This window comes from Fructilactobacillus sp. X8R1C1 (genome assembly GCF_059900945.1).
This window is the reverse complement of sequence record NZ_JBWXVH010000006.1, coordinates 1-26,549: the sequence shown is the minus strand read 5'-3', so window position 1 is coordinate 26,549 and position 26,549 is coordinate 1. Positions and strand designations below refer to the sequence as shown.

Annotated in this window: 25 protein-coding genes and 1 CRISPR repeat array; of the genes, 21 read left to right on the top strand and 4 right to left on the bottom strand. The window is 34.9% G+C overall.

Annotation, left to right across the window (positions count from 1 at the left end; all coding sequences use genetic code 11):
- The first annotated feature begins 28 nt into the window (after positions 1 to 28).
- From rfbD to AC6UD1_RS06315, 8 genes are all read left to right on the top strand, one after another.
- The gene (rfbD, locus tag AC6UD1_RS06350; protein ID WP_500707600.1) at positions 29 to 871 is read left to right on the top strand and encodes a dTDP-4-dehydrorhamnose reductase; all 843 of its coding nucleotides are present in this window, start codon (positions 29 to 31) and stop codon (positions 869 to 871) included.
- 107 nt (positions 872 to 978) lie between these two features.
- Entirely contained in the window at positions 979 to 1,422 is a 444-nt protein-coding gene (locus tag AC6UD1_RS06345; RefSeq protein ID WP_500693341.1) for an aggregation-promoting factor C-terminal-like domain-containing protein, read from the top strand.
- A gap of 113 nt (positions 1,423 to 1,535) precedes the next feature.
- Positions 1,536 to 2,294, top strand: coding sequence for an NADP-dependent (R)-specific alcohol dehydrogenase (locus AC6UD1_RS06340; protein ID WP_500707599.1), 759 nt, complete (start codon positions 1,536 to 1,538; stop codon positions 2,292 to 2,294).
- Positions 2,295 to 2,563: 269 nt separating this feature from the next.
- On the top strand, positions 2,564 to 3,556 hold the full coding sequence (locus tag AC6UD1_RS06335; protein WP_500707598.1) for an NAD(P)-dependent oxidoreductase: 993 nt from the start codon (positions 2,564 to 2,566) through the stop codon (positions 3,554 to 3,556).
- 11 nt (positions 3,557 to 3,567) lie between these two features.
- Complete coding sequence (locus AC6UD1_RS06330; protein ID WP_500696398.1) at positions 3,568 to 4,557, top strand: NAD(P)-dependent oxidoreductase; 990 nt, start codon at positions 3,568 to 3,570, stop codon at positions 4,555 to 4,557.
- Positions 4,558 to 4,575: 18 nt separating this feature from the next.
- Complete coding sequence (locus AC6UD1_RS06325; RefSeq protein WP_500707597.1) at positions 4,576 to 5,181, top strand: nitroreductase family protein; 606 nt, start codon at positions 4,576 to 4,578, stop codon at positions 5,179 to 5,181.
- Positions 5,182 to 5,304: 123 nt separating this feature from the next.
- Positions 5,305 to 7,032: a YfhO family protein gene (locus AC6UD1_RS06320; RefSeq protein WP_500707596.1), complete on the top strand. Its 1,728-nt coding sequence runs from the start codon at positions 5,305 to 5,307 to the stop codon at positions 7,030 to 7,032.
- A 128-nt stretch (positions 7,033 to 7,160) separates the two neighbouring features.
- Positions 7,161 to 8,207: an acyltransferase gene (locus tag AC6UD1_RS06315; RefSeq protein WP_500707595.1), complete on the top strand. Its 1,047-nt coding sequence runs from the start codon at positions 7,161 to 7,163 to the stop codon at positions 8,205 to 8,207.
- Positions 8,208 to 8,268: 61 nt separating this feature from the next.
- Here the strand turns inward: AC6UD1_RS06315 and AC6UD1_RS06310 are convergent, their stop codons facing one another.
- A complete protein-coding gene (locus tag AC6UD1_RS06310) occupies positions 8,269 to 9,396 on the bottom strand; it encodes a DUF3290 family protein (protein ID WP_500707594.1) in 1,128 nt (375 codons plus the stop codon).
- 317 nt (positions 9,397 to 9,713) lie between these two features.
- Here AC6UD1_RS06310 and AC6UD1_RS06305 point away from each other — a divergent pair, with 317 nt between their 5' ends.
- The 5 genes from AC6UD1_RS06305 to AC6UD1_RS06285 all read left to right on the top strand — a co-directional run bounded on the left by AC6UD1_RS06305 (position 9,714) and on the right by AC6UD1_RS06285 (position 14,502).
- Positions 9,714 to 10,331, top strand: a complete 618-nt coding sequence (locus tag AC6UD1_RS06305) for a hypothetical protein (RefSeq protein ID WP_500707593.1) — start codon at positions 9,714 to 9,716, stop codon at positions 10,329 to 10,331.
- On the top strand, positions 10,328 to 11,527 hold the full coding sequence (locus tag AC6UD1_RS06300; protein ID WP_500707592.1) for a hypothetical protein: 1,200 nt from the start codon (positions 10,328 to 10,330) through the stop codon (positions 11,525 to 11,527). The genes AC6UD1_RS06305 and AC6UD1_RS06300 overlap by 4 nt, the downstream gene beginning before the upstream one ends.
- A 322-nt stretch (positions 11,528 to 11,849) precedes the next feature.
- On the top strand, positions 11,850 to 12,299 hold the full coding sequence (locus tag AC6UD1_RS06295; protein ID WP_500707591.1) for a helix-turn-helix domain-containing protein: 450 nt from the start codon (positions 11,850 to 11,852) through the stop codon (positions 12,297 to 12,299).
- A complete protein-coding gene (locus AC6UD1_RS06290) occupies positions 12,299 to 12,559 on the top strand; it encodes a hypothetical protein (RefSeq protein WP_500696409.1) in 261 nt (86 codons plus the stop codon). The genes AC6UD1_RS06295 and AC6UD1_RS06290 overlap by 1 nt, the downstream gene beginning before the upstream one ends.
- Positions 12,560 to 12,666: 107 nt before the next feature.
- Complete coding sequence (locus AC6UD1_RS06285) at positions 12,667 to 14,502, top strand: putative glycosyltransferase family protein (RefSeq protein ID WP_500707590.1); 1,836 nt, start codon at positions 12,667 to 12,669, stop codon at positions 14,500 to 14,502.
- A gap of 45 nt (positions 14,503 to 14,547) precedes the next feature.
- Here AC6UD1_RS06285 and AC6UD1_RS06280 read toward each other — a convergent pair whose 3' ends face one another.
- Together AC6UD1_RS06280 and AC6UD1_RS06275 are read right to left on the bottom strand one after the other, a co-directional pair.
- The gene (locus AC6UD1_RS06280) at positions 14,548 to 14,790 is read right to left on the bottom strand and encodes a Txe/YoeB family addiction module toxin (RefSeq protein WP_500707589.1); all 243 of its coding nucleotides are present in this window, start codon (positions 14,788 to 14,790) and stop codon (positions 14,548 to 14,550) included.
- 14 nt (positions 14,791 to 14,804) lie between these two features.
- Complete coding sequence (locus tag AC6UD1_RS06275; protein ID WP_500707588.1) at positions 14,805 to 15,077, bottom strand: type II toxin-antitoxin system Phd/YefM family antitoxin; 273 nt, start codon at positions 15,075 to 15,077, stop codon at positions 14,805 to 14,807.
- 181 nt (positions 15,078 to 15,258) lie between these two features.
- Here AC6UD1_RS06275 and AC6UD1_RS06270 point away from each other — a divergent pair, with 181 nt between their 5' ends.
- On the top strand, positions 15,259 to 16,005 hold the full coding sequence (locus AC6UD1_RS06270; protein ID WP_500707587.1) for a hypothetical protein: 747 nt from the start codon (positions 15,259 to 15,261) through the stop codon (positions 16,003 to 16,005).
- A gap of 69 nt (positions 16,006 to 16,074) precedes the next feature.
- Here AC6UD1_RS06270 and AC6UD1_RS06265 read toward each other — a convergent pair whose 3' ends face one another.
- Complete coding sequence (locus AC6UD1_RS06265; protein ID WP_500707586.1) at positions 16,075 to 17,121, bottom strand: zinc-binding alcohol dehydrogenase family protein; 1,047 nt, start codon at positions 17,119 to 17,121, stop codon at positions 16,075 to 16,077.
- Positions 17,122 to 17,252: 131 nt separating this feature from the next.
- Between AC6UD1_RS06265 and AC6UD1_RS06260 the strand changes: the two genes are divergently transcribed.
- The 7 genes from AC6UD1_RS06260 to csn2 all read left to right on the top strand — a co-directional run bounded on the left by AC6UD1_RS06260 (position 17,253) and on the right by csn2 (position 25,386).
- Positions 17,253 to 17,750, top strand: a complete 498-nt coding sequence (locus AC6UD1_RS06260; RefSeq protein ID WP_500699003.1) for a methylated-DNA--[protein]-cysteine S-methyltransferase — start codon at positions 17,253 to 17,255, stop codon at positions 17,748 to 17,750.
- A gap of 129 nt (positions 17,751 to 17,879) precedes the next feature.
- Positions 17,880 to 18,638, top strand: a complete 759-nt coding sequence (locus AC6UD1_RS06255; protein WP_500707585.1) for a hypothetical protein — start codon at positions 17,880 to 17,882, stop codon at positions 18,636 to 18,638.
- Positions 18,639 to 18,730: 92 nt separating this feature from the next.
- Positions 18,731 to 19,171: a helix-turn-helix domain-containing protein gene (locus AC6UD1_RS06250; protein ID WP_500707584.1), complete on the top strand. Its 441-nt coding sequence runs from the start codon at positions 18,731 to 18,733 to the stop codon at positions 19,169 to 19,171.
- Positions 19,172 to 19,265: 94 nt separating this feature from the next.
- Positions 19,266 to 23,339: a type II CRISPR RNA-guided endonuclease Cas9 gene (gene cas9 / locus AC6UD1_RS06245; RefSeq protein ID WP_500707583.1), complete on the top strand. Its 4,074-nt coding sequence runs from the start codon at positions 19,266 to 19,268 to the stop codon at positions 23,337 to 23,339.
- 193 nt (positions 23,340 to 23,532) lie between these two features.
- Positions 23,533 to 24,438, top strand: a complete 906-nt coding sequence (cas1, locus tag AC6UD1_RS06240; protein WP_500707582.1) for a type II CRISPR-associated endonuclease Cas1 — start codon at positions 23,533 to 23,535, stop codon at positions 24,436 to 24,438.
- Positions 24,416 to 24,721, top strand: coding sequence for a CRISPR-associated endonuclease Cas2 (gene cas2, locus AC6UD1_RS06235; RefSeq protein WP_500707581.1), 306 nt, complete (start codon positions 24,416 to 24,418; stop codon positions 24,719 to 24,721). Before cas1 ends, cas2 begins: the two co-directional genes overlap by 23 nt.
- On the top strand, positions 24,721 to 25,386 hold the full coding sequence (csn2, locus tag AC6UD1_RS06230; RefSeq protein WP_500707580.1) for a type II-A CRISPR-associated protein Csn2: 666 nt from the start codon (positions 24,721 to 24,723) through the stop codon (positions 25,384 to 25,386). Before cas2 ends, csn2 begins: the two co-directional genes overlap by 1 nt.
- A gap of 30 nt (positions 25,387 to 25,416) precedes the next feature.
- Positions 25,417 to 26,508: direct repeats of the CRISPR family, unit length 36 nt; unit sequence GTTTTAGTAGTACGTCATTCTAATGAGATTAAGAAC.
- Positions 26,509 to 26,549 lie beyond the last annotated feature (41 nt).

The window sequence follows — 26,549 nt, the reverse complement described above, 5'->3', positions numbered from 1 at the left end:
TATTAATAATTAAAAATGGAGTATCTGTATGAGTGAAATTTTAGTTATTGGATCAACGGGACAATTAGGACATGAATTATGTGATTTGCTAGAAAGTAGAAATGTTCAATTTGATGCTGTATCATCTAAAGAACTAGATATAACAAATTCTGAAAATGTAATGAAATTCTTTAAATTGAATAAACCTCAAGTTGTTTTTGACTGTGCTGCTTATACTAATGTTGATGGTGCTGAAGAAGATCCAGGGAAATTGACAAATGAAAAAGTTAATTTTCTTGGCACAGAATATGTTGCTAAAGCTAGTGAAAGTGTGAAAGCAACTTTGATATATGTAAGTACAGATTACGTTTTTGATGGAACAAATCCTAATAAATATTTACCAACCAGTGAGCCAAATCCTAAAAATGAATATGGGAAGCAAAAGAGACTTGGTGAAAGGGCAGTTCAAGAAATTTGTACCAAGTATTACATTATTAGGACGTCATGGGTATTTGGTAAATATGGCAATAATTTTGTATATACAATGCGTAATCTAGCAGAAAATCACGATGTTTTAAGAGTGGTTAATGATCAAGTTGGACGTCCAACATGGACAAAAACATTATCAGAATTCATGTGTTTTGCTGTTAAAAATAACCTTCCTTATGGAATATATCAATTGTCTAATGAAGGTGAAGCAAGTTGGTATGAGTTTGCAAAAGAAATACTAAAAGACAAACAGATTAAAATTTTACCAGTTACTTCAGATGAATTTCCACAAAAAGCATATCGTCCGCGTCACTCAGTTATGGATTTGACTAAAGTAGAAAATACTGGGTTTAAAATTCCATCTTGGCAAGAAGCATTGAATCAATTTTTGAATACTATATAATACTAAATTCCCATTTCTGCAATGTTTTTTAACATCCGTGTAATATTTTACTAATATTATTGAAATTTTTTCCCCTTAATGTATTGACTGTTGAGAGGAGGAACAAAATGGAGTGGAAACATATTATTCTTACAGCAGTTAGCGTTACAGCTATTTTTACCACGGGCATAGCAGTCGCAAATAGCTCACGCGCTAATGTTAATGCTGATTCATCGCGCTACACCACCGTTAATAAGCTAGTCAAATTTCGAAAAGCACCACACGCCAATAAACCTGTCAAAGTTATAAAATCAGAAAGTTCAGTGTCGAAATTAAGTCCGTCAGAGATGACAGCTAAGAATTGGATTGCTTATCATGAATCACGTGGTGAGTATCATGCTGAGAATCCAACTAATCCACAAGTGTATGGCAAGTATCAATTGACTAAGACTTACCTTCACGGGGATTACTCGAAGGAGAATCAAGAACGTACTGCTGACAACTACGTTCATGATCGTTATGGTTCATGGCAAAATGCTAAGAAACATTGGGAAAGTAATAACTGGTACTAAATTAGTTTTAGCGCGGAAGGCTCATGATGAAAGTCATGAGCCTTTTTGTGTGCGTTTATAAGGGTTCATGATACAGTTAAGTCGGTAAATGACTAAGTAATGGAGGGATAAATATGACAAACAGATTAAAGAACAAAGTTGCAGTTGTTACTGGTGGAACTCATGGAATTGGTTACGCCATTGCTAAGATGTTTGCAAAAGAAGGGGCTAAGGTTACCATTACCGGACGTAATGAGGATAAAGGCCGTCAAGCCGCTGATGAAATTAATAAAACTTATCCTGATTCAGTAAAATTTATTACCCAAGATGTTTCTGACCCAGATCGTTGGCCAGAGGTGTTTGAAGAAACCGAAAAAGATTTTGGACAAGTAACTACCTTAGTTAACAATGCTGGGATTGCTATCGGGAAATCCATTGAAGATACTACGACCGAAGAATGGCACAAAGTTTTAAGTATTGATCTTGACGGAGTCTTTTACGGAATGCGTGAAGGCATCAAGCAAATGAAAAACAAGAACGTTGGTGCTTCAATTGTGAATATGTCATCGATCGAAGGCTTAGTTGGCGACCCTGGTTTAGGAGCATACTGTGCGGCTAAAGGTGGCGTTCGGATGATGTCGAAATCCGCAGCAATTGATTGTGCACTAAAAGATTATGGCATTCGGGTCAATTCAATTCATCCGGGTGGCATTCAAACCCCACTAATTAAGCCTGATTTTGCTAAATATGTATCACAACGTTCTAAAACGCCAATGGGACACCTAGGTAAACCAGAAGACATCGCATACGCAGCGGTTTACTTGGCTTCTGATGAATCTGAATTCACGACTGGTAGTGAGTTAGTGGTCGATGGTGGATACACGGCTCAATAAAAATCTGCGTGAAAAAAGACGACTTTTTTGAAAAGTCGCCTTTTTATTTCGTTAGGATTGCGTAAATACCAGCGATGACCAGGATGATCATTACCAATGCCATTACAACGATTCGTTTAACTTGAGTTTTGTGAAAATTATTAAATTTGTTTGCCATACTATTCTCCTCTGATTGGTTATGAACATTTTAGCATTTAATAAGAGAAAAGAATTGCATTTTAACCACGATTTAATTCATAATTGGGTTGTTAAGATAAGGAGATAGTTTAATGTTTAAAATAACAATTTACCATGCTGATGCGATGCAGAAGCAATACTTTGAAGATTATAATCAAACAGAATTTGACTTAAAGTTTGTCAATGAAAAGTTAACGATGGCCAATGTAAGTCAGGCTCAGGGATCAAACGGGGTTTTGATCGACGGGATGTGTGACGCTGATGGTACAATCGTTGACCACTTAGCCGATTATGGCGTTGAGTACTTGTTTACTCGTTCAGTCGGAGTCAATAACATTGACATTAAGCGGGCAACCGAAAAGGGCATTAAAGTTGCTAATGTGCCCGACTATTCACCACATGCGGTCGCTGGATTAGCTTTTACCCTTGGAATGACGCTTTTTAGACATGTTGCTCAAGCAACCGCCAACACGCATGACGCTGATTTTCGTATCTTACCATTGTACTTTAGTCGTGAGATTCACGATTCAACGGTTGGAATCATTGGTGCCGGTAGGATTGGAACGGCTGAAGCACAGATGTATGATGCGGTTGGGGCAAACGTTTTGGCTTATCAACGGCATGCTGATCCTGATAATCATTCCGTTAAGTTTGTTGACATGGATGAGTTACTTACAAAATCGGATATTGTTTCCATTCACGTTCCACTCACTTCTGGCACGGAGAAATTAATTGGCAAGACCGAACTCGATCAGATGAAGAACGATGCCATCCTGGTCAATACAGCTCGGGGCGGTGTGGTTGATAACAACGCCGTTGCTGACGCCGTTGAAAACTTTGAAATTGGTGGTTATGGAACCGATGTCCTACTAGATGAAGGTCAGATTATGGGTAAAGAATTCAATAGTTTGGATGATGTTCCTAATGCTGAAGACAAGAAGCTAATGAAGAACTATCCCAATGTGATCGTCACGCCACACATGGGTTCGTTCACCGAGGAAGCCAATAAGGACATGGTTCGGATTAGTTTTGATAACTTTCAAAAAGTGATTGAGACTGGAAAACCACTTCATCCATTAAACTAAGGAGAGATATAATGGCAAAGATTACTGCTTATGATGTAAGGCCATTTGAAAAAGAATACTTTGTGGATTTAAATTCATATGACTTTGATTTAAATTTGGTTGAAAGACCATTGAAGATTGATACGGTTGACGAGGCAATGGGCACGGATGCCATCCTGATTGACGGTTCCTGTGTCGCTGATAAAGATGTCTTGGATAAGGTCAAGGATATGGGAATTAAGTATCTGTTTACCCGTTTTGTTGGGTACAACAATATTGACCTAGATGCTGCTGAAGCAGACGGGATCATGGTTGCTAACGTTCCCAGTTATTCACCATACTCCGTTGCCGAATTAGCACTCACGATGGGAATGGACCTCTTCAGACACGTTGCCCAGGCAACGGTAAATACAAATAACGCTGACTTTCGGGTCCTGCCAACGTATTTTAGTAATGAAATTCATGATGCAACCGTTGGAATTATTGGAGTTGGTCACATGGGTAGTGCGGAGGCCAAGTTATACCACAATCTTGGTGCCAATGTGCTTGGCTATCAACGTCATCCAAATGACAATCCAGATGTGACTTTCGTTGACGAAGACGAATTGTTAAAGAAGTCGGACATTGTTTCACTTCATGTTCCTTATGTACCGGGTGAAAATGATGAAATGATTGGGGCTCCAGAATTAGCCAAGATGAAACGGAACGCTATTTTAGTTAACACGGCGCGTGGTGAACTGGTAGATACCAAGGCCGTTACGATTGCATTGTCGGGTAGTAACATTGGTGGTTACGCTGCTGACGTGATTATTGATGAGAATCAGATTGACGGTAACGAATTCAACTCATTAGATGATCTTCCAAACAAAGACGTGTTAGAATTGATGAAGCGTTATCCAAATGTTATTATTACTCCGCACATGGGTTATCTGACTAAGCCAGCCACGGTTGACATGATTAAGGTTAGTTATGATAACTTCCACGAAGCAATGACAACGGGGAAGACCAAGAATCAAATTTGACGAAAGAAGTTTTGGAACATGGAATTAAAGAAACAATTCTTAGATCTTGAGAAGAATCGTCGGACCATCTATGACTTGGGTAAGGACGTGCCTTTCTCACAGGACGATCTATATACTTATATCAAGGAATTAATTAAATACACACCAAGTGCCTTTAATGGGCAGACGGTTCGAGCTGTGATACTTTTCAACGAGAATCATGATAAGTTGTGGGATATCGTTGAAGATGCGCTTAGAGAAAAGGTACCTGCCGACGGGTTCCTTCGAACTAAAGCGAAAATCTCAACTTTTAGGGATGCCTATGCCTCAATCTTATTCTTTACTGATATGGATAAGGTCAAAGAATTGCAAGGTCAATTCAAGACCTATCAATACGAGATGTACAACTGGTCCGAAGAAGGACAAGGAAACGCTCAGTTTGCCGTTTGGACTGGCCTTGAAGAGAATGGACTTGGTGTTAACATTCAACACTATGACCCATTGATTAATGCTCAAGTGGCTTCAACTTTTGATATTCCGGATCACTGGCAGTTAAGGGCTGAGATGAACTTTGGTTCAATCAATACCCCAGCTAGCGAAAAAGATTTCATGGATGATAGCAAGCGATTTAGAGTTCTTAAATAGAATAATACGTAAAAGAGCGTGAAGATTTTGTCTTCACGCTCTTTTTGTATGTAAAATTAAATTTCTTATTTTTTAAAAATTCTGATATTATTATCATGTAACATGAATAGATAATTTTAGGAGATGGATCAAATTAATACAAAAAAATTGGAAATGTATATACATAAACATAGTAGTTTAATAATATATCTTTTCTTCGCATTAATAAGTTTGCTGTTAATATTACCGTATTTTCATGGTGGGGTTGTTTATAATCAATTTGATCTTCAATTTCATATTTCTAGCATTCAAGAAAATTATTTAAACGTAAAAAGTGGAAATTGGAATTGGATACTTCCAGATATAAATACGAAAACATTTAGTAGTTTTGGGTATCCTAATAGTTTGTTTTATCCGATTTTTACTTTTTTGCCTGAAATTTTCATTCATTTAGCTGTTAAAGATGCATGGGTTTCATATTTAATTTTTGCGTTGATAGTAAACTTCTTGATTCTTTTATCGATGTTTATTTTGTGTCGCAAATTAAAGATTTCGAAGATTGCTTCTGTAATTGGTGCTTTAATTTATGAATTATCAGGTTTTAATTTTGTTTGGCAATTTAATAATGAAGATATATCACAGGTAATGGTTTTAATGTTTCTACCCATTGCGTTTTATGGGGTTTATCAAATCATTCTTGGTAACTATAAGAAGTGGTACATCTTATCAATTGGGATGTTTTTGATTTGTATGACTCACATTGTTTCTTTGTTAATTGTGTCGATGTTTGTGTTTTTCTTAGCTCTGTACGTTTTCTTTACCAATTATAGTTTTCGTGACAAATTAATAAGAATTGGAAATTTAGCTTTATCAGCCGTTGTTACTGTCTTATTATCTTCCTTTTTCTTAATACCATTATTAGTAAATATGCATTACGTGGGAAACATTTCTGTGTCTATCCTTCAACTAGATAAGTTTACAATCAATTTGCAAAATTTCTTCTTTAACTACTTACAAAATAATAATGCAGTAACCAATTGGACTGAACTTTCTGGTATTGGAATTTTAGGATTAATTTCAATCATTTTGATTTGTCTGGCATGGAAACATTTAAATAGAGAATACCGATACTTAGTATTAGGATTAATCATTTTTGGTTTACTAACCACTAATTTGTTTCCTTGGAACTTATTTCAAAATGTAATGAAGTTTCTGCAATTCCCAATTAGGTTCATGCTGATTGTTTCATTTCTTTTGGCGGTTTTAGGTGCCAAATCTGCTCAAGTTGTTATAAATGAAAATTTGATCAGTTCTTCTAGGAAATTTAGTGTACTTTTTATGTTATTTCTTACTTTTATTGGAATGTGTTTTGCAACTTCAACTACGGAATATTTAAAGCACGGAGGAAGACAAGTTTTGACAAAAGAGCAATTTGAAAGGGTTGGTCCAATGTGGGATACATTAGATTATTTACCTCAAGTTTCTCAGCCTATTAGAGATGATTTATTTAAACATTCAATTCCTAAAATGAATCCTAGATATATGAGCTTAAAGCAAGGTAAATATTCAACTTCGTGTAATGAGATCAGTTATAAATTATATTCGAATAAAGATTTAGCTAGTATAAGACTTCCTAATATTTATTATCCTGGATTTCATGCTTATGTAAATAACAAAAAAGTACCGATTAAAGTCGATAAAAATAAAGCTATTAATATTCCAATTAAAAGGGGAACGAACAATATTGAAATTGTTTACAAAAAGACTGTGGTTCAAATCATTACCCTGTTGTTTAGTCTGCTCAGTTGGATTTTATTAATTAGTTGGATTACTTATAAAAAAGTTGTTAAAAAGAGAAGCGTGAAAAAATAAATATATAAGTAAATAAACGTGAAGAAGTCATTCTCCACGTTTTTATTATGCTTAACTAGTGTTTTTTGTTAGTTAAAAGTTTGATATAATTGTAATTATGTTAAATATTACATAATTTAGGAGAAATTATGAAAAAGAGATTAACTTATATTGATGTTATTAACATCATTGCTATTATATTTGTATTATTTATCCACTCATCGTGGAATTATAATAATGACGCATTAGGAGTATTTGATTCTATTATCAGAACAATTGCAGTTCCAGCAGTTTTTTTATTTTTAATGAATTCTGGAGCAACATTACTTGGGTATCGTGAGAAGTATGACACACAAGTATTTTTTAAAAAGAGGTTTTTTAGAGTTGTGGTTCCATTGCTTGTGTGGAGTATCGTTTACTATATAGTTGACTCAATGCTTAATAATCCACTTCCAGATGTTAACTTTGTCCATCACGACCCTAGTATTGGTGATTTTATTACTAGTTTTTTCTCTGGAAACATTAATGGGGCTTTCTGGTTCTTTTACTGCATTATTGCATTGTATTTACTTACGCCAATTTTATCGGTGCTTTCTAAAAATCATAAAAATGTTTTATTTTACATTGTAGTATTAGACTTTCTATTTAATAGTTTGTTTTTGTATTTGAATAATAACTTATTCCATATGGATTTATCTCCATATATTTTCCCAATTACTTCTACTAGTTATGTTGGATTCTTTATTATGGGTTATTTGATTAAGGTAGGATACTTCGATGAAAAGTGGCTAAAGATCACCAAATGGATAGCTTTTGCTGCGTTAATTATCTCTATTATCATTGCGTTGTTTACTTTTAAAGGATTGCCTGATTGGCTTAATAATCTTAAAGAATATGGTAGTCCTTTGCTATTTTTGTATGTTATTGGTTTATATCTTTGGATTAAATATTTTGTTGAATCGTATACGATATTTGTAAAACCTAAAGTTCAAAGATTGTTAGCTAATATGGCTTCAGTTAGTTTAGGTATTTACATTTTACATCCATTTTTCTTAAAACTGTTTATGCACATTACACATACGGCCTTCAGTAGTTGGCTTGACATTCTGGTTATGCCAATGTTTACTTACGTAGTTTGTGGATTAGTAGTTTATCTTCTTAAGAAGATTCCATTTGTTAAGGATATTTTACCTTAACGATATATATATATACAAAAATAAGCCCAATCCATCTGGATTAGGCTTATTTATTTACTATCTATTTAGTTTTCTTCAAATTTTTTCGCTTCCTTGGATACAACACAAGGTCTAGATCACCCTTAGATCCAAATTGACCTAAGTAGACGTCCTGAATGGTGCATCCCTGTTTCTCACACATTTGTTCAACTTGATCGTCACTTAAGTTACGACGTTTAGCAACGTTTTCGTTTAGTTGACCATCGGTAATAATCGGGTAGTTCATGGTAGGTTCATCATTTAACGTTACGGTCAATTGGCCGTTTTCTTCAAGGGTGGCGTTTTTAACGTCCTTAAAGTCGTTAACCCCATGAGTTCTGAGTTTAAAAGCAAGCTGATTAGCAGTTAGACCGTTCCGCAATGCACGGTTGACGTTTACGACACCATTTAGAATCAGTATCTGCGGACTTCCGTTGATCAACTTATTCAGCGTGTTACTCGTTCCGGTCAAGAACTTACTTGCGAAGACGATGACGGACCAGATTAACAGGATAATGACAAATTGAATTGGAGTGATGTCTTGGTTGTAAATAACACCACCAATAATTCCACCAAGAATATAGTTTTGGAGTTGATCGACGGCGTTTGACGGAGCCAGGTTACCCTTACCAGAAAGGTTAATCTGTAAGACAATCATGATGAATCCAATCAGGAACTTCAAGAAGATGGTCCAATATTGAGAGTCACTACTACTCCACGTGAAGCCACCCTTGTTGATATGCTTGGGTTTAGATACTAGTTTTGTTGGGGTGACCGTGTAGTTGGTCATGTCAGTATTGAAGTGAACCACGTAGGCGTCTTTTCCCGCTTGAATCGTCATTCCATCAACCAGATTATTGCTACTAGCATACATCTGGTTTAGCGGAACTTTTTTCTGTTTACTGATGTTTTTCATGATTTGGACGGTCTGAGTAGTTTGACTATCAGCGTTTTTTTGCTGAAAGACTCGGCCCGTCTGCATCGCGATAATCAGTGCCCCTAACATCGTAACTAGGATGAATAGGCTTCGAAATCTTAGATTACTTCTATTTCGATAATAGAAGATCCCAGTTCCAATGATGACCAACGCAATCACAATGATTAAACCAATAAAGATGTAGTTGGTAAAATTGAAATTGTGGGAAATAAATGAATATGAATAAAGCTTCACTACTCTCACTCCAGTTCTGTATTAGTTATGTAACAATTATACTCAATTCAGGCGGTTTGTGTTTTATATTTAGCAAGAAATTAACTTTTATTTCTTAATATCCGTAATTTACTGTGAAAATCAGTGTATGCTATCTGTATATGTACTAAAATTGTATTAATTCAAAATCAGTGAAAGTGATATAATGACTTGTGCTATAATAGCTTTGTTATTAACGTGTTTATTAATCAAAATTAATATATACATTAATCGTATTATTAATTATAAGTAGGAGTGGTATTATCAAATATTCAAATACGCAGTGGTTTATATATAAAATGTCAGAAATTTTAGCCAATAAATTATTTATATTTTCAGTACTGTTAGTAGCATTTATTGTTTTAGTAATTGGCTATGTTATGATCAGAAATAGTTACAATCATGATAATAAAGTTGGAAATATCCATGGCATAAGACAAAACTATAAGAAATTTGGTATATGGCTAGTTTGTATTGGAATTGTACTCATCGGGATCTTTTTTGTAGTTTCTAAGTACATTAAGAAGAAGGTGGTTGATCCTAATGAAATTGTTCAAACTAATAAAACTAACTTTCATGAGGTAGGAACTATTAGTAATATTAATCAAACAGACGATAATTATTCGTATGAAATTAAAGTTAATGGTAAGCACAAAAACCAAACTATCTATGTCTCAATGTTGGATAAACCAGTTAGTATGGACGTTCAGCCACCTGTTCATCCCTTTAGTGGAACAATAATTACTCAGCCAGTGATTAGTAATGCAACAGTGGGTAGTAAAGTGACCTTAAAATCATACTTATATGATTTTAAGTATAAAAATCATAAAGAAATTGATCCTAATGATAGTTCTTCAGAAAAACAAATAAAATTATTAAATGAGAATAATATAAATGGGGTTGTAACAGAGAAATGATAAAAGATTCAATGGCTTTTTTAAGAAAAAATGAATCTTCATTATATTTATGTGCGTTAATTATTGGAATACTGAATGTGCTGATTATAACTAGTGTAATAGTAAATATTTATCCAGTTGTTGGGCATGTTTTAAGATTATTGTTATTGGTGTCTTTATGTTATATAGTATTTAAAATATTTTTTATTGATGATTTAAAGCCAATTTATTTAATTAGTATTTTTATATTATTTGTTTTTGTTTTTATAAGTGGTTATTTAGCAAAAGACTTTAATTTATTATATGTAGTCATTTTTTTAGCTGGAATGAAAAATATATCAATAAAGGAAATTATTAGAACTGAGATAATAGTCTCATCCTGTGTTATAGGAGTAGTTATAGTACTTTCAGCATTTGGTGTTTTGCCTAATTTGCAATTTGCGAGGAATGGATTAATTAGAAACAGTTTAGGATTTATTTACCCTTTATTATTATCTTCAGCAGTGTTTTTCTTAAATGTTGCTTTGACTTGTTATTTACTGATTAATCAAATACAACGTAGGAGAAAGGTTTTTTCTATATTGATAATGGCATGTATTACTACTGCTATATATTGGATTACTGATTCTAGAACAGATTTATTACTTAATATATCTTTACTAATTGTTTTAGTGTTATCTTGTTTTTCATTTAACATAAAGGGTAATTTATGGAAGTTATTTATTGAATTAACGCCTATATTTATTGGATTTTGGACAATTATATCAATGATTTTCTATAAAAATGATAAGATATGGTTTGCGTTAAATAGTTTGTTTAGTAATAGGTTAGTTTTGGTTCATAATGCATATTTAAAGTATGCACCTGGAATGTTTGGACAATTTATCAAACAACGTGGCAATGGTGGAGAAGTAGGAGACGTTCTTCATTACTTCTATATCGATTCTAGCTTTTCAAGATTGCTGTTTATGGATGGCTACATTGTGTTTGTAATGGTAATAATTTTAATTACTATCGGATTATGTAAGTTACTTTCTAAAAATACTGTAATTGCATCATGTTTGGGTATTGTTGTATTGATTACTTTGGTTGAGGGTGTTTTTACAGATCATATCTTTTATTTAAATAATGTTGCTCTGTTTATGATTGCCGGTCAAATCATGGAACTGATAAGTCAACGTGGTTCTAGTGAGAACCTTTTGAAGAGTTCTATATAAAGCTTATTGAAGTGTTTTGTAATTACTAGGGTGAATCTAGTAGTTACAGAGCGCTTTTTTTGTGAGTAAATTTAGTTCAAAACAGATTTATGCTATTTTTTTACGTATTTCATAAAAATGCGTAGTCTTTTAATTGATGGTTATGTTTTTTGAGAGAAACACATATGCTATAATTAAATTGAACTACTATAGGTGGTTTGATTTTTGACATTTATTAATAAACATGAGGTTTGTTTGGTGGTAAGAAATATAAAAGAACAAAGAAGAAAGTGGAAAATTAGCAAGCGTGAAATAAATTATCATTTTAAATGAGGTGAATTATATGACACGTAAGCTCTTTAATGAAGAATTAAATAAATATGACGTTTATCAAGATGTTTTTCCTACTGAAACAATCAAAGTTAAAGATGAGTCAATTACTTTAAGAATGCATTATTTAAAAGATTCGGAAGGTGAGCTTTGGGTTGATTTTAATGATCCTGAAGAAAATTTGCGTGTCGCCTTTAATAAATATCGTGAAATAAAGGGATTTATGTCGCCAATCGAAGTGAAAAAAGTTCGGAGACGATATGGTTGTACGGTTCGAAAATTTGCTAAAATTCTTGGGATAAGTTCAAGCATGCTTAATCGGATTGAAAATGATAAAATAGTTCAAACGAAACAACAGGATAATTTATTTAAAGCGGCCCAAAATTCAGCAATTTTTAACGCATGGACGACTGATCATCATGATTTTGCTACCAAAACGGGAAAATTAAAGGAGTCTTTTTAATGGAGTCAAAAAGTAAAGAGGAAGCATTAAACAAAAAGATTAAGAATCTGCATAACTTTGCGAACTGGGGTTTAACGCCACTGGTTGTGATTTTTATCGTGGTTTACTTTTTAACCAAGCCAACTTCAATCTGGACGATTTTATTGGCGCTACTAGTGGTCTTTACGACGTTTATCGTCTGTGTAATGGCGCTAGTTTACATTCACCAGAAGAAGAAACTCCAAAAGGAATCCGATCAACAGAATTCTGATCAAAAATAGCGAAATAATGGCGGTACGATAGGTAACCGTCTTTTTTTGTGGCAATTGATTAGTGTATAATCGATGATAATTAAGAAGTTAATCACAATTACTTATAAGAGGAAATCATGAAGAAGAATAAATATGCTAAAACGACGCTAGCGGTTCTTTTAATTTTGTTAGCTGCCCTTTTCTTGGTTGCAATTCAGTACTTTTCACACAGTATCCTACTGGGAAATGACTCGCTCTTTCATTTCAATCGCATTTATGACGTTGAAAAACAGCTTCAGACCAGCAACTTCAACTATTTCATGACTAACTACGGCTTCAATCAGACTGGTCGAATAGTCAACGCGGTTTATGGACCTTACATGGCATTTATCCTAGGCGCAGTTTTGTTATTGACTAAGAGTTGGTTTAGCTTCCAGCTGGTGACAAGTTTTGTTCTATATGTCATCGCCGGACTGGGTTCGTACGGCTTGTTTCGCCGGGTTAAAGTCAATCGTTTTTTTGCCACAGCTGGTGCCATTATTTATTTGTCACAGAACTTCATTACCGGTTGGCAGACTGACGCGCAGTTTCTAGCTTGGGGTGCAGCCATCCTGCCGTTTGCGGTGATGGTGGCCCTTGATTTGCTGGATGGTTCGCCAAAGAAAATTCACGTGACGTTAGCGTTAGTCGTTGCGATTTTACTTGAGATGCACATCTTGAGTGCCTTGTTCACAGTCATTATGTTAGTCCCATTTGCGATCGTTGGCATTTGGCACTCACGAGCTAAGTGGAAGTATCTAGGGAAGATTGCGTTGAACGTGCTCTTAACGTTGATTTTGGCTGGAAACTACTTCATTGGCTTCTTGAACATTTTCGGGAAAAACGAACTTATGCCACCATTTATGATGAAGGACATGAGTACGTATTCGGCTAATTTTAATTTTTATAATAACCTACCCAATGAAGTTGGAATTGTGCTGATACTGACTTGTGTCTTCCAGTTAGGTTACATGATTATTGCCAAAAAGAAGAATCTGACTAACATCGTGGTCACAATTGTGGGTAGCTTGTTTCTCTTAGTCTCATCTGCCATCCTGCCGTGGAACGCAATGGGTGAGAAGTGGACCTACATGCAGAACTTCATCCAGTTTCCATACCGTTTCTTTCCGTATGCGGCAATTTTGTTGATGGTGGGTTTCTTCATGTCAATCAGTCAGATTAGTCGTGACTGGTACGAAAAAATAAGTGCATCGCACGGTGATATTCGTTACAACTACATGAAGATTTTCATGGGAATTGTGGTATCCGTTATGGCGGTTGTTGCGCTCTGGTTTGCGTATTCAAACGTTCAGTATGGTGTAGATGTTTGGCATAACCCGACGAGTTCCCCGATTAAACGTAACATGATTCGGGCCCTTCCAAACGTGGAGACGCCACGCAAGTACATGCCACCAGCTAAGAGTCCGTTTAAGAAGAATTTGAGCGTGAAACAGGTTCGCTTAGACTTTATAAGTGGTAACCTCGATAAACCCTTGCGTGACGTTTCTGAGTCAAATGGGGACTACTTGCCAAATGATTCTGGTCATCCTAACTTTAATTCGGTGGGATCGCAGTACCATGCTGATGTCATGAATAATCATGGCTTTAAAAAACAAGTGGACCATAATGGTGATTTAACCGTTAAGTGGAACGCTGATGCCAGTAAGACTAAGAATGGCTACCGGACGGTTCCGGTAATTTTGTACCATAGTTCGACGGTTAAACTAAACGGGGCCAAACTTAGTCGTAATCAATATCGTGTTTCCGATATTGGAGCGGCAACGGTTAAAGAAAAACCTGGTCAGAATCAGCTGATGGTTGGATACCAAAAGCCAGCACATTTCATGGCAGTAGTTGCTCTGTCTGTATTGGCATGGATTGTGACGGTCGGATACGTGATTGTTAGAGGAATCTATCATTGGTTAAAAAAATAATAGAAATAAAATAGATCAAGACGCGATAATCGCATCTTGGTCTATTTAATAGTGACCGTGAATTGAATAAATGATCACTAGTCTTTCTCTTTTATTTATTGAATATACTACTCTGTCTTCAATGTTAATTCTTCGTGAATATAAGCCCTTTACGGGAGGAGTTAATTTTTCAAATGACTGGGATGCTTCAAATGGATCATCAATTAACGTTTTTATAATTTCATCGATCCTTGATTGATTTGGAGTACCTCTATATTTTTTTAATTGTTTTTTGACTTTGTTTCTCATTTTAACATGGTACATTAAAGATTATTCCAATCAATACCGTTAGTTATATCAGTATAGTGTTTTGGATCTTTGTCTTTCTGTCCTTCAATTGCTTCTTGAAGCTGACCATTATGAACTAGACTCAATGTTTCTTGTAAAGCATCATAATCGTCATTACTCATGATGACAAAGTTATTATCAGGTTGTTTGTTATTGTTTACTTTTATAACATCATGTTCTTTTTTGGCTTTTTTACCTACATTGAACAAGTTGTTTCTTAAATCTGTAATATTCATACTTTGTTCCATTGATAGCATCTCCATTCTTTTATATGTACATACTTCTGTACACTGATGTTTATGTACAGTATAGTGTACATATAATAAATACGCAAGTTTAATGTTATTTAGTTTTTAAAATTATTAATGTATACTTATCTTATATGAATATTAATTCTATGTAATTTTCGTGTTAATTAAAGGAGGAGAAATGATAAATCCATTTTTTCATAGTAAAAATGAATTAAACGCCCAACCTGATCTACAAAAAATTTCTTTTAATAATCTTGTTGGAGCAAACGGATATGGAATTATGTGGACTCCTGTTCCAAATTTTTGTGCTTTCGAGGAGATACCTTGTAAGTTTGAATTATTGCATTATCAAAATAAAGCTGAGAAAGTTTCAAATTCTAATGATTTTAAATATTATGTTACATATGAATGTCCTAGTTGCGGTAAGTATATTAGTATTGGATATGTGTTTAATTCATTAAGGGACACAGAATCTACAATAATCCCATATGATTATGATTTTTCATTTAATAATTTAAAATTTCCATTTGATAATGAGATAAGCAAAAATTTTCCTAAATTTGAAAATATTTATATGCAAACAAGAAAAGCTGACAAACTTGGGTTAAATGAAATTGTAGGAATGGGCTATAGGAAAGCTTTAGAAAATATTGTAAAGTCATATATTACAGAATATGAAGGAAAAAGTCTGCCTAAAAAACCAAATTTATATAATTGTATTGAGACCCTAGATGTGGAATTGATAAAAACAGCTCATATTTCCCGATTAGTTGGGAATGATGAAACTCACTTTGATAGTAGTAAAAATTCTGATTTAAGTTTAGAAGATCAAAAGAATAGTTTAGATTTAGTTGTAAAAAGAATTGAAATGAAGATAAAAGAGTCCGAGTTTGATGACAAATTTGATAAATCGCAAAAGAGTTAATATTTTAATTTATGCCTTATAAGAAAGGAAGGTCCTAGTTATATAACTAGGACCTTCCTTTCTTATTATCTACTTTTCATTTTCATCATTGGCCACCACAACCTTACCAATCATTTGCTTACTTTCGACTAACTTGGTAGCTTTTCGTAAATTTTCGGCATTGATGGGACCAAATTGTTTGGTCATGGTGCTTACTAAATTTCCCTCATCGAGCATGATACTAATCTTATCCAGGATTTCGTGTTGGGTGATCATGTCAGGAGTATGGAATTCGGATTTGGTAAACATGTATTCCCAGGCGAAGCGAGCACGTTTTTCCTTTAATTTACTCATGTCGAGTGACTTACCAGAGCCGGTGATTGATACAATTGTGCCAGATGGGGCAATTAACTCACAGATTTCGTCCCAGTACGCGTCGATGTTACGTAAATCTAAGATGTAGTCAACGTATTTGAAGCCCTGGTCGTGAATCTTTGAAACGATGTCATCGTGGTAGTCAACAACGATGTCGGCGCCGTGATCGAGTTCCCACTGTTTCGTCTCATCTTTTCCGGCAGTGGCAATGACTTTGAGGTTAGCGCGGTGGGCCAATTGGGTCGCAATTGAACCAACTCCACCAGCACCATTGATAATTAAGATTGATTTATTGTGGTTCTGTTCGTCACGGTCGTAAAAGTCAATGTTCATCTGTTCAAACATGGCCTCCCACGCCGTTAGGCTAGTGAGTGGCATGGCGGCAGCGTGAGCATTGTCTAACTTCTTCGGGGCAATGCCAACGATGCGTTCGTCAACCACCTGATACTCACTATCGCTACCTGGACGAACGTGTGAACCGGCGTAGAAGACGCGGTCACCAACACTGAAACGATTGGTCTTAGAACCAACTGCCTCAACGATTCCAACGGCATCCCATCCGATAATTTTCGGTTCTTTTAGTGGCTCTTTTTGAGCTTCACGGGTGAAAACGTCCACTGGGTTAACCGAAACGGCAGCCACTTTTACTAACAGGTCGTGTGGTTCCGGTTTGGGCACTTCGGTGGTGAAATCAAACAGACTCTTGGGGTCATCAATTGGTAGATATTTTGTGTAACCAACGGCATTCATTTCTTTAGTCATAAGCGTTCTCCTTTTTCGTATTCTACCCCTAGGATACCACGCAGACGGCGATAATTGTTTCCCTGGAGTTAGGTTACCATCACATTTTATGATAAAATGATGATATGGAAAGAGTGGGATGAGGTAAAAAAATGCAAAGATTGTATTGGGATTCCGTTCATGTTAACGGGGATAAAGTCTTCTTCACGATTGACGATCATGGATTGAATTTCGTAAGCAGTCCAGGTCAAGGAGTGTCTCAACTGCTTGATTTTTATACGAATGATCATTTTGAGTACGCCAAAAATAGTGAGCACAGCTTGCAGTATCGTAAAACAATTAAAAACTATTTGCGAGGTAAGTCAACCAGTCTTGATTTGCCAACTGATTTTATGGGGTACGGTTCTGATGAAGACCGGTTGGTTTGGAACGAAATTGCCCAGATCCCGTTTGGTGAATTAGTCACTGTTTCTGATTTGGCAGACCGTTCTGGTGTTAGTCAGGATAAAGTGGAGGCTGCCATTTCAAGAAGTCCCATCTGGATCGTGTTGCCACTTCACCGGGTAACGGATCGAAACGGACGTTATCCATACCGGACAAACGAAATGACCCGTGATTTCTTGGTAAATCTTGAGCATCCTAAAAAGTAAATAATGAAATCGAGATTTCAGTCGTGAAGTCTCTTTTATTTTCGATAAATTGATGTGAAATGACTTTTGTAAAAATGAGTGATGTTGTATAGTCATAATCACAATCAATTAATGAATGGAGTATTTAAAATGAAACATATTATTAAGGCAGATAACGGGCGAGTGTTTAAACGATTGGTAGCGACAGGAGTCAACGATAACAGTAATCAGTTTGATTTCAACAAGATCAGACCGATTCCGCAACAAATTAGGGACGTAATCGTCGATAATTATTTGTCAAACGCTGCGATTGGGGTGTACATGGTTAACGTTGACTTTAACCGGGATGACATTCCGTCGACGGTGGAGGCTCTTGCGGCTGATATGAATCACAACGGGGACGAATTCTACGACCACGTCCAGCGTGACCAGCAGAAGTTCCTTTCAACTTTCATGGAGGTCTACGGTCAATTTGAGCAACCCATGGATGACAAGATGAAAGAGGCCACCATTGCTTCGCTTCAACGTGGTTACATTGGGGCTAAAAAGTATTTGATTAAGGACAACATTGATTTAGAGGTCTTTCAGCCATATGATCCAGAGAAAATTTTGCAACCGGACTTAAGGGAAGGCTTTCAGGGAATTGACTTGAATGTGCTCGCTTGGTTATCCAAACAGGGTGAGATGTTGATTAATAACTACATTGCCTTTCAGGCCTTTAATCAGGAAGATTGGACCAACGAGAACTGGCGTATTACCGAAAATGCGTTTGATACTGAGATTGATAAAAAAGAAAACACCATTACTTTTCATACCAATGAAATTGTCGGCTTAACCGATTTATTTGAGACCTTGTTGATTAAGTCGGATTCCCAGGCGGATGATGTGAAGTATATGTATGAGTTGTAGGATGTAAAAAAGAAGTCACCGAAATGTTTTTGGTGGCTTTAATTTTGAAGAATAATGTTTCTGATTAGAAACAAAGGATGGGAGAAATAATGATGAAATTGTTATATAATCCAGAAACAGACCAAACTGGTCAATACCAAGATGTCTACGAAAATAAAACTGTTATTTTTAAGGGCGCAGACATTAATGTTAACGAACATTTTCTCGTTGATGAATCAGGTGAAAAATGGCTTGATTTTAATGATCCAGACGAAAATATTCATAAGATATTTGATGCTTACCGTAAATTAAAGGGATTTATGGTACCAACAGATGTTAGAAAACTCAGGAAAAGTTATGGATTGTCTAGTAGGGACTTTGCTAAAACTTTGGGAATGGGATATGGAACACTGAACCAGATTGAAAATAATCACATTGTCCAGAGTACCCAACAAGATGCATTGTTTCAGATGGCTAGGGATAGAAGTGCTTTTGAAAGGCTAGTGATTGAACATCATGATAATCACAAGCTAGCAACTGAGATGGGATTATAGTAAATGTTTTAAAAGCTGCCAGCCTATTATGGCAGCTTTTTTAATTTTTCTTCATTATGATATACTTGTGATATTAATCATAAAGGAGCTTTCTATGAGTAAAGATAATGTGAAATATAATATTGGCTTAGATATTGGAACCAACTCAATTGGGTGGACTGCAACCGATGAATCCAATAAGTTATTACATATAAAAGGACATAATGCAATCGGGGCACGTTTGTTCAAAGAAGGGGAATCGGCAGCTGAGCGTCGTGGTTTTCGAACCACGAGACGAAGACTTTCAAGAAGAAAGTGGCGCCTACGTTTATTAAATGAAATTTTTGATGAGCATGGCATTTCGGATGTCGACCCATCCTTTTTTGCGCGGATGAAGCAATCCAACGTTTCACCAAGGGATGAGCGAAAATCATTTAATGGTAACATTTTATTTGATGACAAGAATTTTGATGATCAAAAGTATCATGATGATTATCCAACTATTTATCATTTGCGCGAGAAATTAATGACAGAGGATAAAAAGTTTGATATTCGTCTGATTTATTTGGCTATGCACCACATCATTAAGTATCGTGGTCATTTCTTGAACCAAGCTAACGTGAATGACTTTAAAGGTGGGGAAATTGACCTTTCCAAGTCATTTAAAGCGCTAAATGAACAGTTTAAGAATCAGGGACGCACCCTCTTATTAAAAGACAGTAATCTAGAAGATGATACGCAGACGCTATTGGATAATTCACGAAGTCGAAACGATCGGCAAAAAGAATTGAAAAAGATTTTGAATATTCCTAATTCAGATGATAGTAAGGATCAAGCTAAATTAAATCAAAATGCTACCACTGAAATTTTGAAAGCCATTTTAGGAATGAAAGCAAAGTTTAACGTTATTTTTGGTATTGAAGTTGAAGAACCTAAGGATTGGAGTCTTACTTTTAACAGTGATGATTTCGATGACAAAATTAGTAATTTAGAACCACAAATGACTGATGAAGCTAATGAGATTTTGTTGATATTGAAAAAGCTTTACTTTTCAATCAACCTTTCTGACATTTTAAAAGATGCTGAAACTCACAAAATGGCAGGATCACTTTCAGATGCCATGATTGCTAGATATAATGACCACGCTCGTCATCTTAAGTTGCTTAAAAAAGTCATTGACCAAGAAAGTGGTACGAAAAAAGGTAAAGCATTAAAAAAGGCTTATGCTGAGTATATTAACGGAAAGGATGGTAAACCAGTTTCTGTAGAGGAGTTCTTTAAGGATGTCGAAAAGAATTTAAATGATTCGTCAGAATCTCAGAAAATTCAGAAAGACATTGACCAAGGCTACTTTATGCCTAAACAAAGATCGAAAGAAAATGGCGCCATTCCGCACCAGCTGCAGCAACAAGAGTTAGATAAAATTATTGAAAATCAATCAAAATACTATCCATGGTTGAAGGAATTAAATCCAGATGAAAGTCGACAAAAAATAGCTAAGTACAAACTAGATGAATTAGTAGCTTTCCGAGTTCCATACTATGTTGGACCATTAATTGATCCTAAAGATGCCAAGGGTGACAATGGCAAGTTTGCCTGGATGATCAGAAAAGAACAGGGTGCCATTACTCCTTGGAACTTTGATCAAAAAGTTGATCGAATTGACTCTGCTAATAAATTTATTAAACGGATGACCGCAACCGATACTTACTTAATCGGTGAGCCAGTTTTACCAAAGAATAGTTTGTTATATCAAAAGTTCACTGTTTTAAATGAATTGAATAAGTTAAAAGTCAATAAACAACCAATTACGCTTGAGCAGAAACAGTATGTGTATAATCATGTCTTTAAGAACCATAAGCGAGTTTCATTGAAGATGATTGGTGATGCATTAGTAATCAAAGGCGATTATGCTGCACGTCCAGATGTTACCGGTACGACTGATCAACGTAATATGAATAATTCATTGAGTTCATACTATGATTTGCACAAAATTTTTGGTGAACAAATTGATGATGTTGATAAGCAAGAAGATTTTGAAAGAATCATTGAGTGGTCAACGATTTTCGAAGATAGGCACATTTATGCTCTAAAACTGAACAAATTAAACTGGTTAACGTCAGACCAAAAAGATCAGTTGCAGAAACTTCGTTATCAAGGCTGGGGACGCTTGTCCGGTAAATTGTTAGCTGATCGTGGTAACAATAAAGATCAAGTTCATATTGTTAATACTGATGGTGAGCGGATTATTGATGAGTTGTGGAATACTAACCATAATTTCATGGAGATTATTGCCGACAAGGTTTTCAAACAAGATATTGACGACTTTAATGGTGAGCATCTTGAAAAATCAGATATTAACGATGTGATTGATGATTTATATACGTCGCCGCAAAATAAAAAAGCCATCAGACAAATTCTTTTGGTGGTAAATGACATTATTAAGGCAATGGGTGGGGTTGCTCCTCAAAATATTATGATGGAGTTTGCCAGAGAAGATAGTAATGATCACCGTTTAATCCATTCTCGCTCTCATCAATTAGAAGAAGCTTACAAAAAAATCAGTGATAGTTGGTTTGATAATCCTGATGTGAAAGATGAGTTAAAAGAGAAGGTTAAAGATAAGGCTGATTTTAAAGATCGTTTGTATCTTTACTTCGTTCAGGGTGGAGTTGATATTTACGATGGTGAACCACTTAATATTGATCAACTCTCTAGTTATGATATTGATCATATTTTGCCACAGTCATTCATTCTGGATAATTCGATTGATAACCGGGTTCTGACTAAAGAGAAAAATAACCGGGTTACAAAGGAAGATCAACTTCCTGGTGAATTCTTTGGCGCTAAGATGCATAATTTGTGGAAATCTATGCGTGCTAATGGATTAATGACTTGGAGAAAGTACAACAATTTAACGATGAAACCAAGTGATATTGACAAATATGATAACCGTGGGAAGTTTATCAATCGCCAACTAGTCGAAACTCGCCAAGTTATTAAATTAGCTGCTGAAATTATGAATAATCAGTATCAAGAAAATGGGACTCAAATTGTAACTGTTAAAGCTAACTTAACCCATCATATGCGGGAAAAATTCAACTTTTATAAGAATAGAAATGTGAATGATTATCATCACGCTTTTGATGCTTATTTAACCGCGTTTGTTGGAAACTGGTTGCTTCAAACTTATCCAAACTTGAAGCCGTACTATGTGTATGGTGATTTTGAAAAAGCGGATACTAAAAATCTCAAGAATTTCAATATGTTATACAAATTTGAGAAAGACCATCAGTTAAATGATGATGGTCAAATCGAAAATGATAACGACAACATGTTGGGATACATGAAGAAGATTTATCACTTTAAGAAAATGCTGATTGCTAAGGAACTGGAAACAAATCATGGTGCCTTGTATAAGCAAACTATGTTTCCGGCTCCAATTCACGATAAAAAGAAGCGTAAGTTAATTAGTGCTAAGAGTGATCGCCCGACAGACGTTTATGGTGGATATAGCGCTCAAACCAATGGATTTATGGCATTAGTTAAAATCAATAAGCCACACGGTGACGAATATCGTCTATATGGAGTTCCGTTGATGGAGTATAATCAACTTAAAAATGTAGAAGCTGCAAGAATTGATAAACAAGCAATTGATCAGATTATTGATGAACAGTTAACTAACAAAAAAGGTAAGATACCTAAACATCATGTTGTCATTTATAAGATTCGTATTAATCAATTAATCTTGGATGGTAATAAATTATTTACATTAGGAAGTAGTATATATTATCATAATGCTAGTCAATTAGTTTTATCGGATAGTTCAATGAAAGTTTTGTCGCAAAATCCTAAAAATGTAAATATAGAAGACTTTGATAAAGTTTTTAATGAAGTTATTAACAATGTAATAAAATATTTGAATATGTATGAAATTGATGATTCAGATAAACTTACTATGAATTTTAAATCTTTATCTAATAAGGTTGATATGAAAAAAACTTTAGATAATTTATTGTTAACTTTTCACGCAAATCCCACTCATGTAGATATGACTAATATTGGATTACCAACAAGATTTGGAATATTTCAATTAAATTCTGGGATATTGTTATCGTCAAACGCTAAATTGATTTATCAATCGCCAACGGGCCTATTTTCACGAAAAGTTCGAATTTCAGACTTGTAAAATAAAAAAGGAAACTGCCGTTTGACAGTTTCCTTTTACATATGTATGGCCCTTAAGGGCTCAAAAAATAAAACTTAGCTTTCGCGTCGTTTGATTTTAACTCAGTACGTCATTCTAATGAGATTAAGTGTCAGCATTCCGACTGACAAACAAATCATATCGAAAACTATCAACAAAGTCAAGGAGGACTTTTATGGCTTGGAGAAGCGTTGTCATTACTCAACATTCCAAAATATCATATTCAGGAAGGAGGATTATTGTTCAAACGGACTCAAATGTTCATGAGATTTCAGTGGAAGACATTGAAGTTTTGCTGGTTTCCACAACTCAAGCAGTTGTCACTGCTCGTGCGATGGCCGAACTTGCACGAAATGCAGTAAAAGTGATTTTTTCAGATACATTAGGTGAACCAGTGTGTGAAACGGTTGATTATTTACCTAATAATCGGACCTTGTCCCTATTAGAAACGCAATTTAACTGGGATATTCATCGAAAAGAAATTTTGTGGACGTGGATTGCTACCGCCAAGATGAAAATGCAGATTGAAGTTTTGCAAAGTAAGAAAATTGATACCGAGGAGCTGGATTATGAATTCAACAAAATTGAGGTTAATGACGAAACTAATCGAGAAGCAGTTGTAGCAAGAAAGTATTTTCCAATGTTATTTGGGACCAATTTTCAAAGAAGAGACTTTAACCCATATAACGCCGCTTTAAATTATGGATATTCCATCTTATTATCTTTTGTGAATCGTTCCATTGTTGAACAAGGGTATCTCACTCAGCTTGGAATCCATCACCACAGTGATGAAAATCAATTCAACTTAGGGTCAGATCTCATGGAACCATTTCGTCCAATTGTTGATGGATGGGTAAGTGGACAGGATATTAAAGAATTAACCCCAGAAGTGAAAGTTCAATTAGTTGATTTGTTTAATCTTGAATTAAAGTTTAATGGAAAAAACACAATTTTACGAAATGCGCTTAAGCAGCATGTTGCTGACTGTTTGAAGTACTTAAGTCAGGAACAAGATGAAGTGAAAATTGAGGTGGAATTAAAAGATGAGGTATCGAGTGATGCGATTAATCGTAATGTTTGATTTGCCAGTGGATACAAGTGAAGAACGACGGAACTACCGTAAGTTTCGCAAGGAATTAATCAATGAAGGGTTTTTAATGATTCAGTATTCGGTTTATGCACGCGTTTGTGTCAGTAAAGAGTCAGCTCGATTTACGGAATCCAGAATCTCTACATACGCACCAGCGAAAGGCTTGATTCAAACCATGATGGTGACTGAAAAACAGTATAATAGTATGCATTTTATTGCGGGAGAGAAAAAGGAAGACGTTAGAAACACATCTGATCGGACGGTGGTGATTTGATGAAATTAACACTATTTCCCACTGAACCGTTTGAGGTTGAAAATGGGATTTTAACGGTACTTCAAACTAGTAGTCCAAAGTTTTACACGGATTTTATTAAGGTGATGTCTAGTGGAGAGGAAATTACCATTAGTGAAGACGATGAAATTGTTAATTTTGCAAGTAACGTTGCGTATATGAGAGATGTAGTAACGAATCCATCCATATTTGATGTTTTTAAGTTATCAATTCAAAATCAAGTGATTGATAATTTAAATGAAAATGACAGACAAGAGCTATTTCGAATTGATCGAAGAATTAAGGATATTTTTCTTCAGTCGGCATATATGGAAGATGTTCCGCTTAAGATTGATGATGATTGGAATTTAAAGAAAATGGCTAAATACGTTGGAATCCAAATGGTAAACTCATCAGTTGAAACTCCTTATGATATAATTACTAGTGTTCTTAACTTATTTAAAAAATTTAGTTCTAAAAAATTAATTGTTCTTAATGGTTTATTTAATTATCTCAATTCCGATCAAATCGCTGATTTGATTCAGATGGTTAAAGCATTAGATTTGAGGGTATTAATATTAAACTTTTCGGATTCATTTAAGAAAGATGATTTCAAGAAGTGCCGTAATTACTATATTGACGCCGATCTTGTGAGATGGATTGACTGATTTATTGTATATGTATAAATATTACAGACGGTTTTAGTAGTACGTCATTCTAATGAGATTAAGAACTAGGTACATCGGTTTGAATGTCTAGGGTATGTTTTAGTAGTACGTCATTCTAATGAGATTAAGAACTCCATATCAATTACTAAAGTCTTTCCATTTGTTTTAGTAGTACGTCATTCTAATGAGATTAAGAACTTATCCATTCTTATTCCCCCTTTTCGTTTGGTTTTAGTAGTACGTCATTCTAATGAGATTAAGAACTGACAATGATTACCTGTTTAACGGTCTTAGGTTTTAGTAGTACGTCATTCTAATGAGATTAAGAACTTATATAACCGCTTAATATCCTTTGCATTTGTTTTAGTAGTACGTCATTCTAATGAGATTAAGAACGGGATGAGCCTATTTTTTTGTGTAATTTCCGTTTTAGTAGTACGTCATTCTAATGAGATTAAGAACTTTAAACCTAATGCTCTATTTTGCTTATCGGTTTTAGTAGTACGTCATTCTAATGAGATTAAGAACCGACCACGTCACGATTGATAGCGGTAAACGGTTTTAGTAGTACGTCATTCTAATGAGATTAAGAACGAAAAGGAGAAGTCAGCAAATGACCAACTTGTTTTAGTAGTACGTCATTCTAATGAGATTAAGAACCTAAGTTACCAGAGTGAATAGAAACAGCCAGTTTTAGTAGTACGTCATTCTAATGAGATTAAGAACAGGTGATAAATATTTAATTATCCACTATCTGTTTTAGTAGTACGTCATTCTAATGAGATTAAGAACCACTGTTTGTAAAAAAAATATCGCTAATACGTTTTAGTAGTACGTCATTCTAATGAGATTAAGAACGATAACGTGGCCGATTTAGAAAGAGATATCGTTTTAGTAGTACGTCATTCTAATGAGATTAAGAACTACAGACTATTATACCATTCCTGTTTATTGGTTTTAGTAGTACGTCATTCTAATGAGATTAAGAACCTTGGTTCATATCACGTCGTTTTGTTTTCTGTTTTAGTAGTACGTCATTCTAATGAGATTAAGAACCCTGTCTGTGTTATTTACAACAGTGCCATAGTTTTAGTAGTACGTCATTCTAATGAGATTAAGAACCACTGTTTGTAAAAAAAATATCGCTAATACGTTTTAGTAGT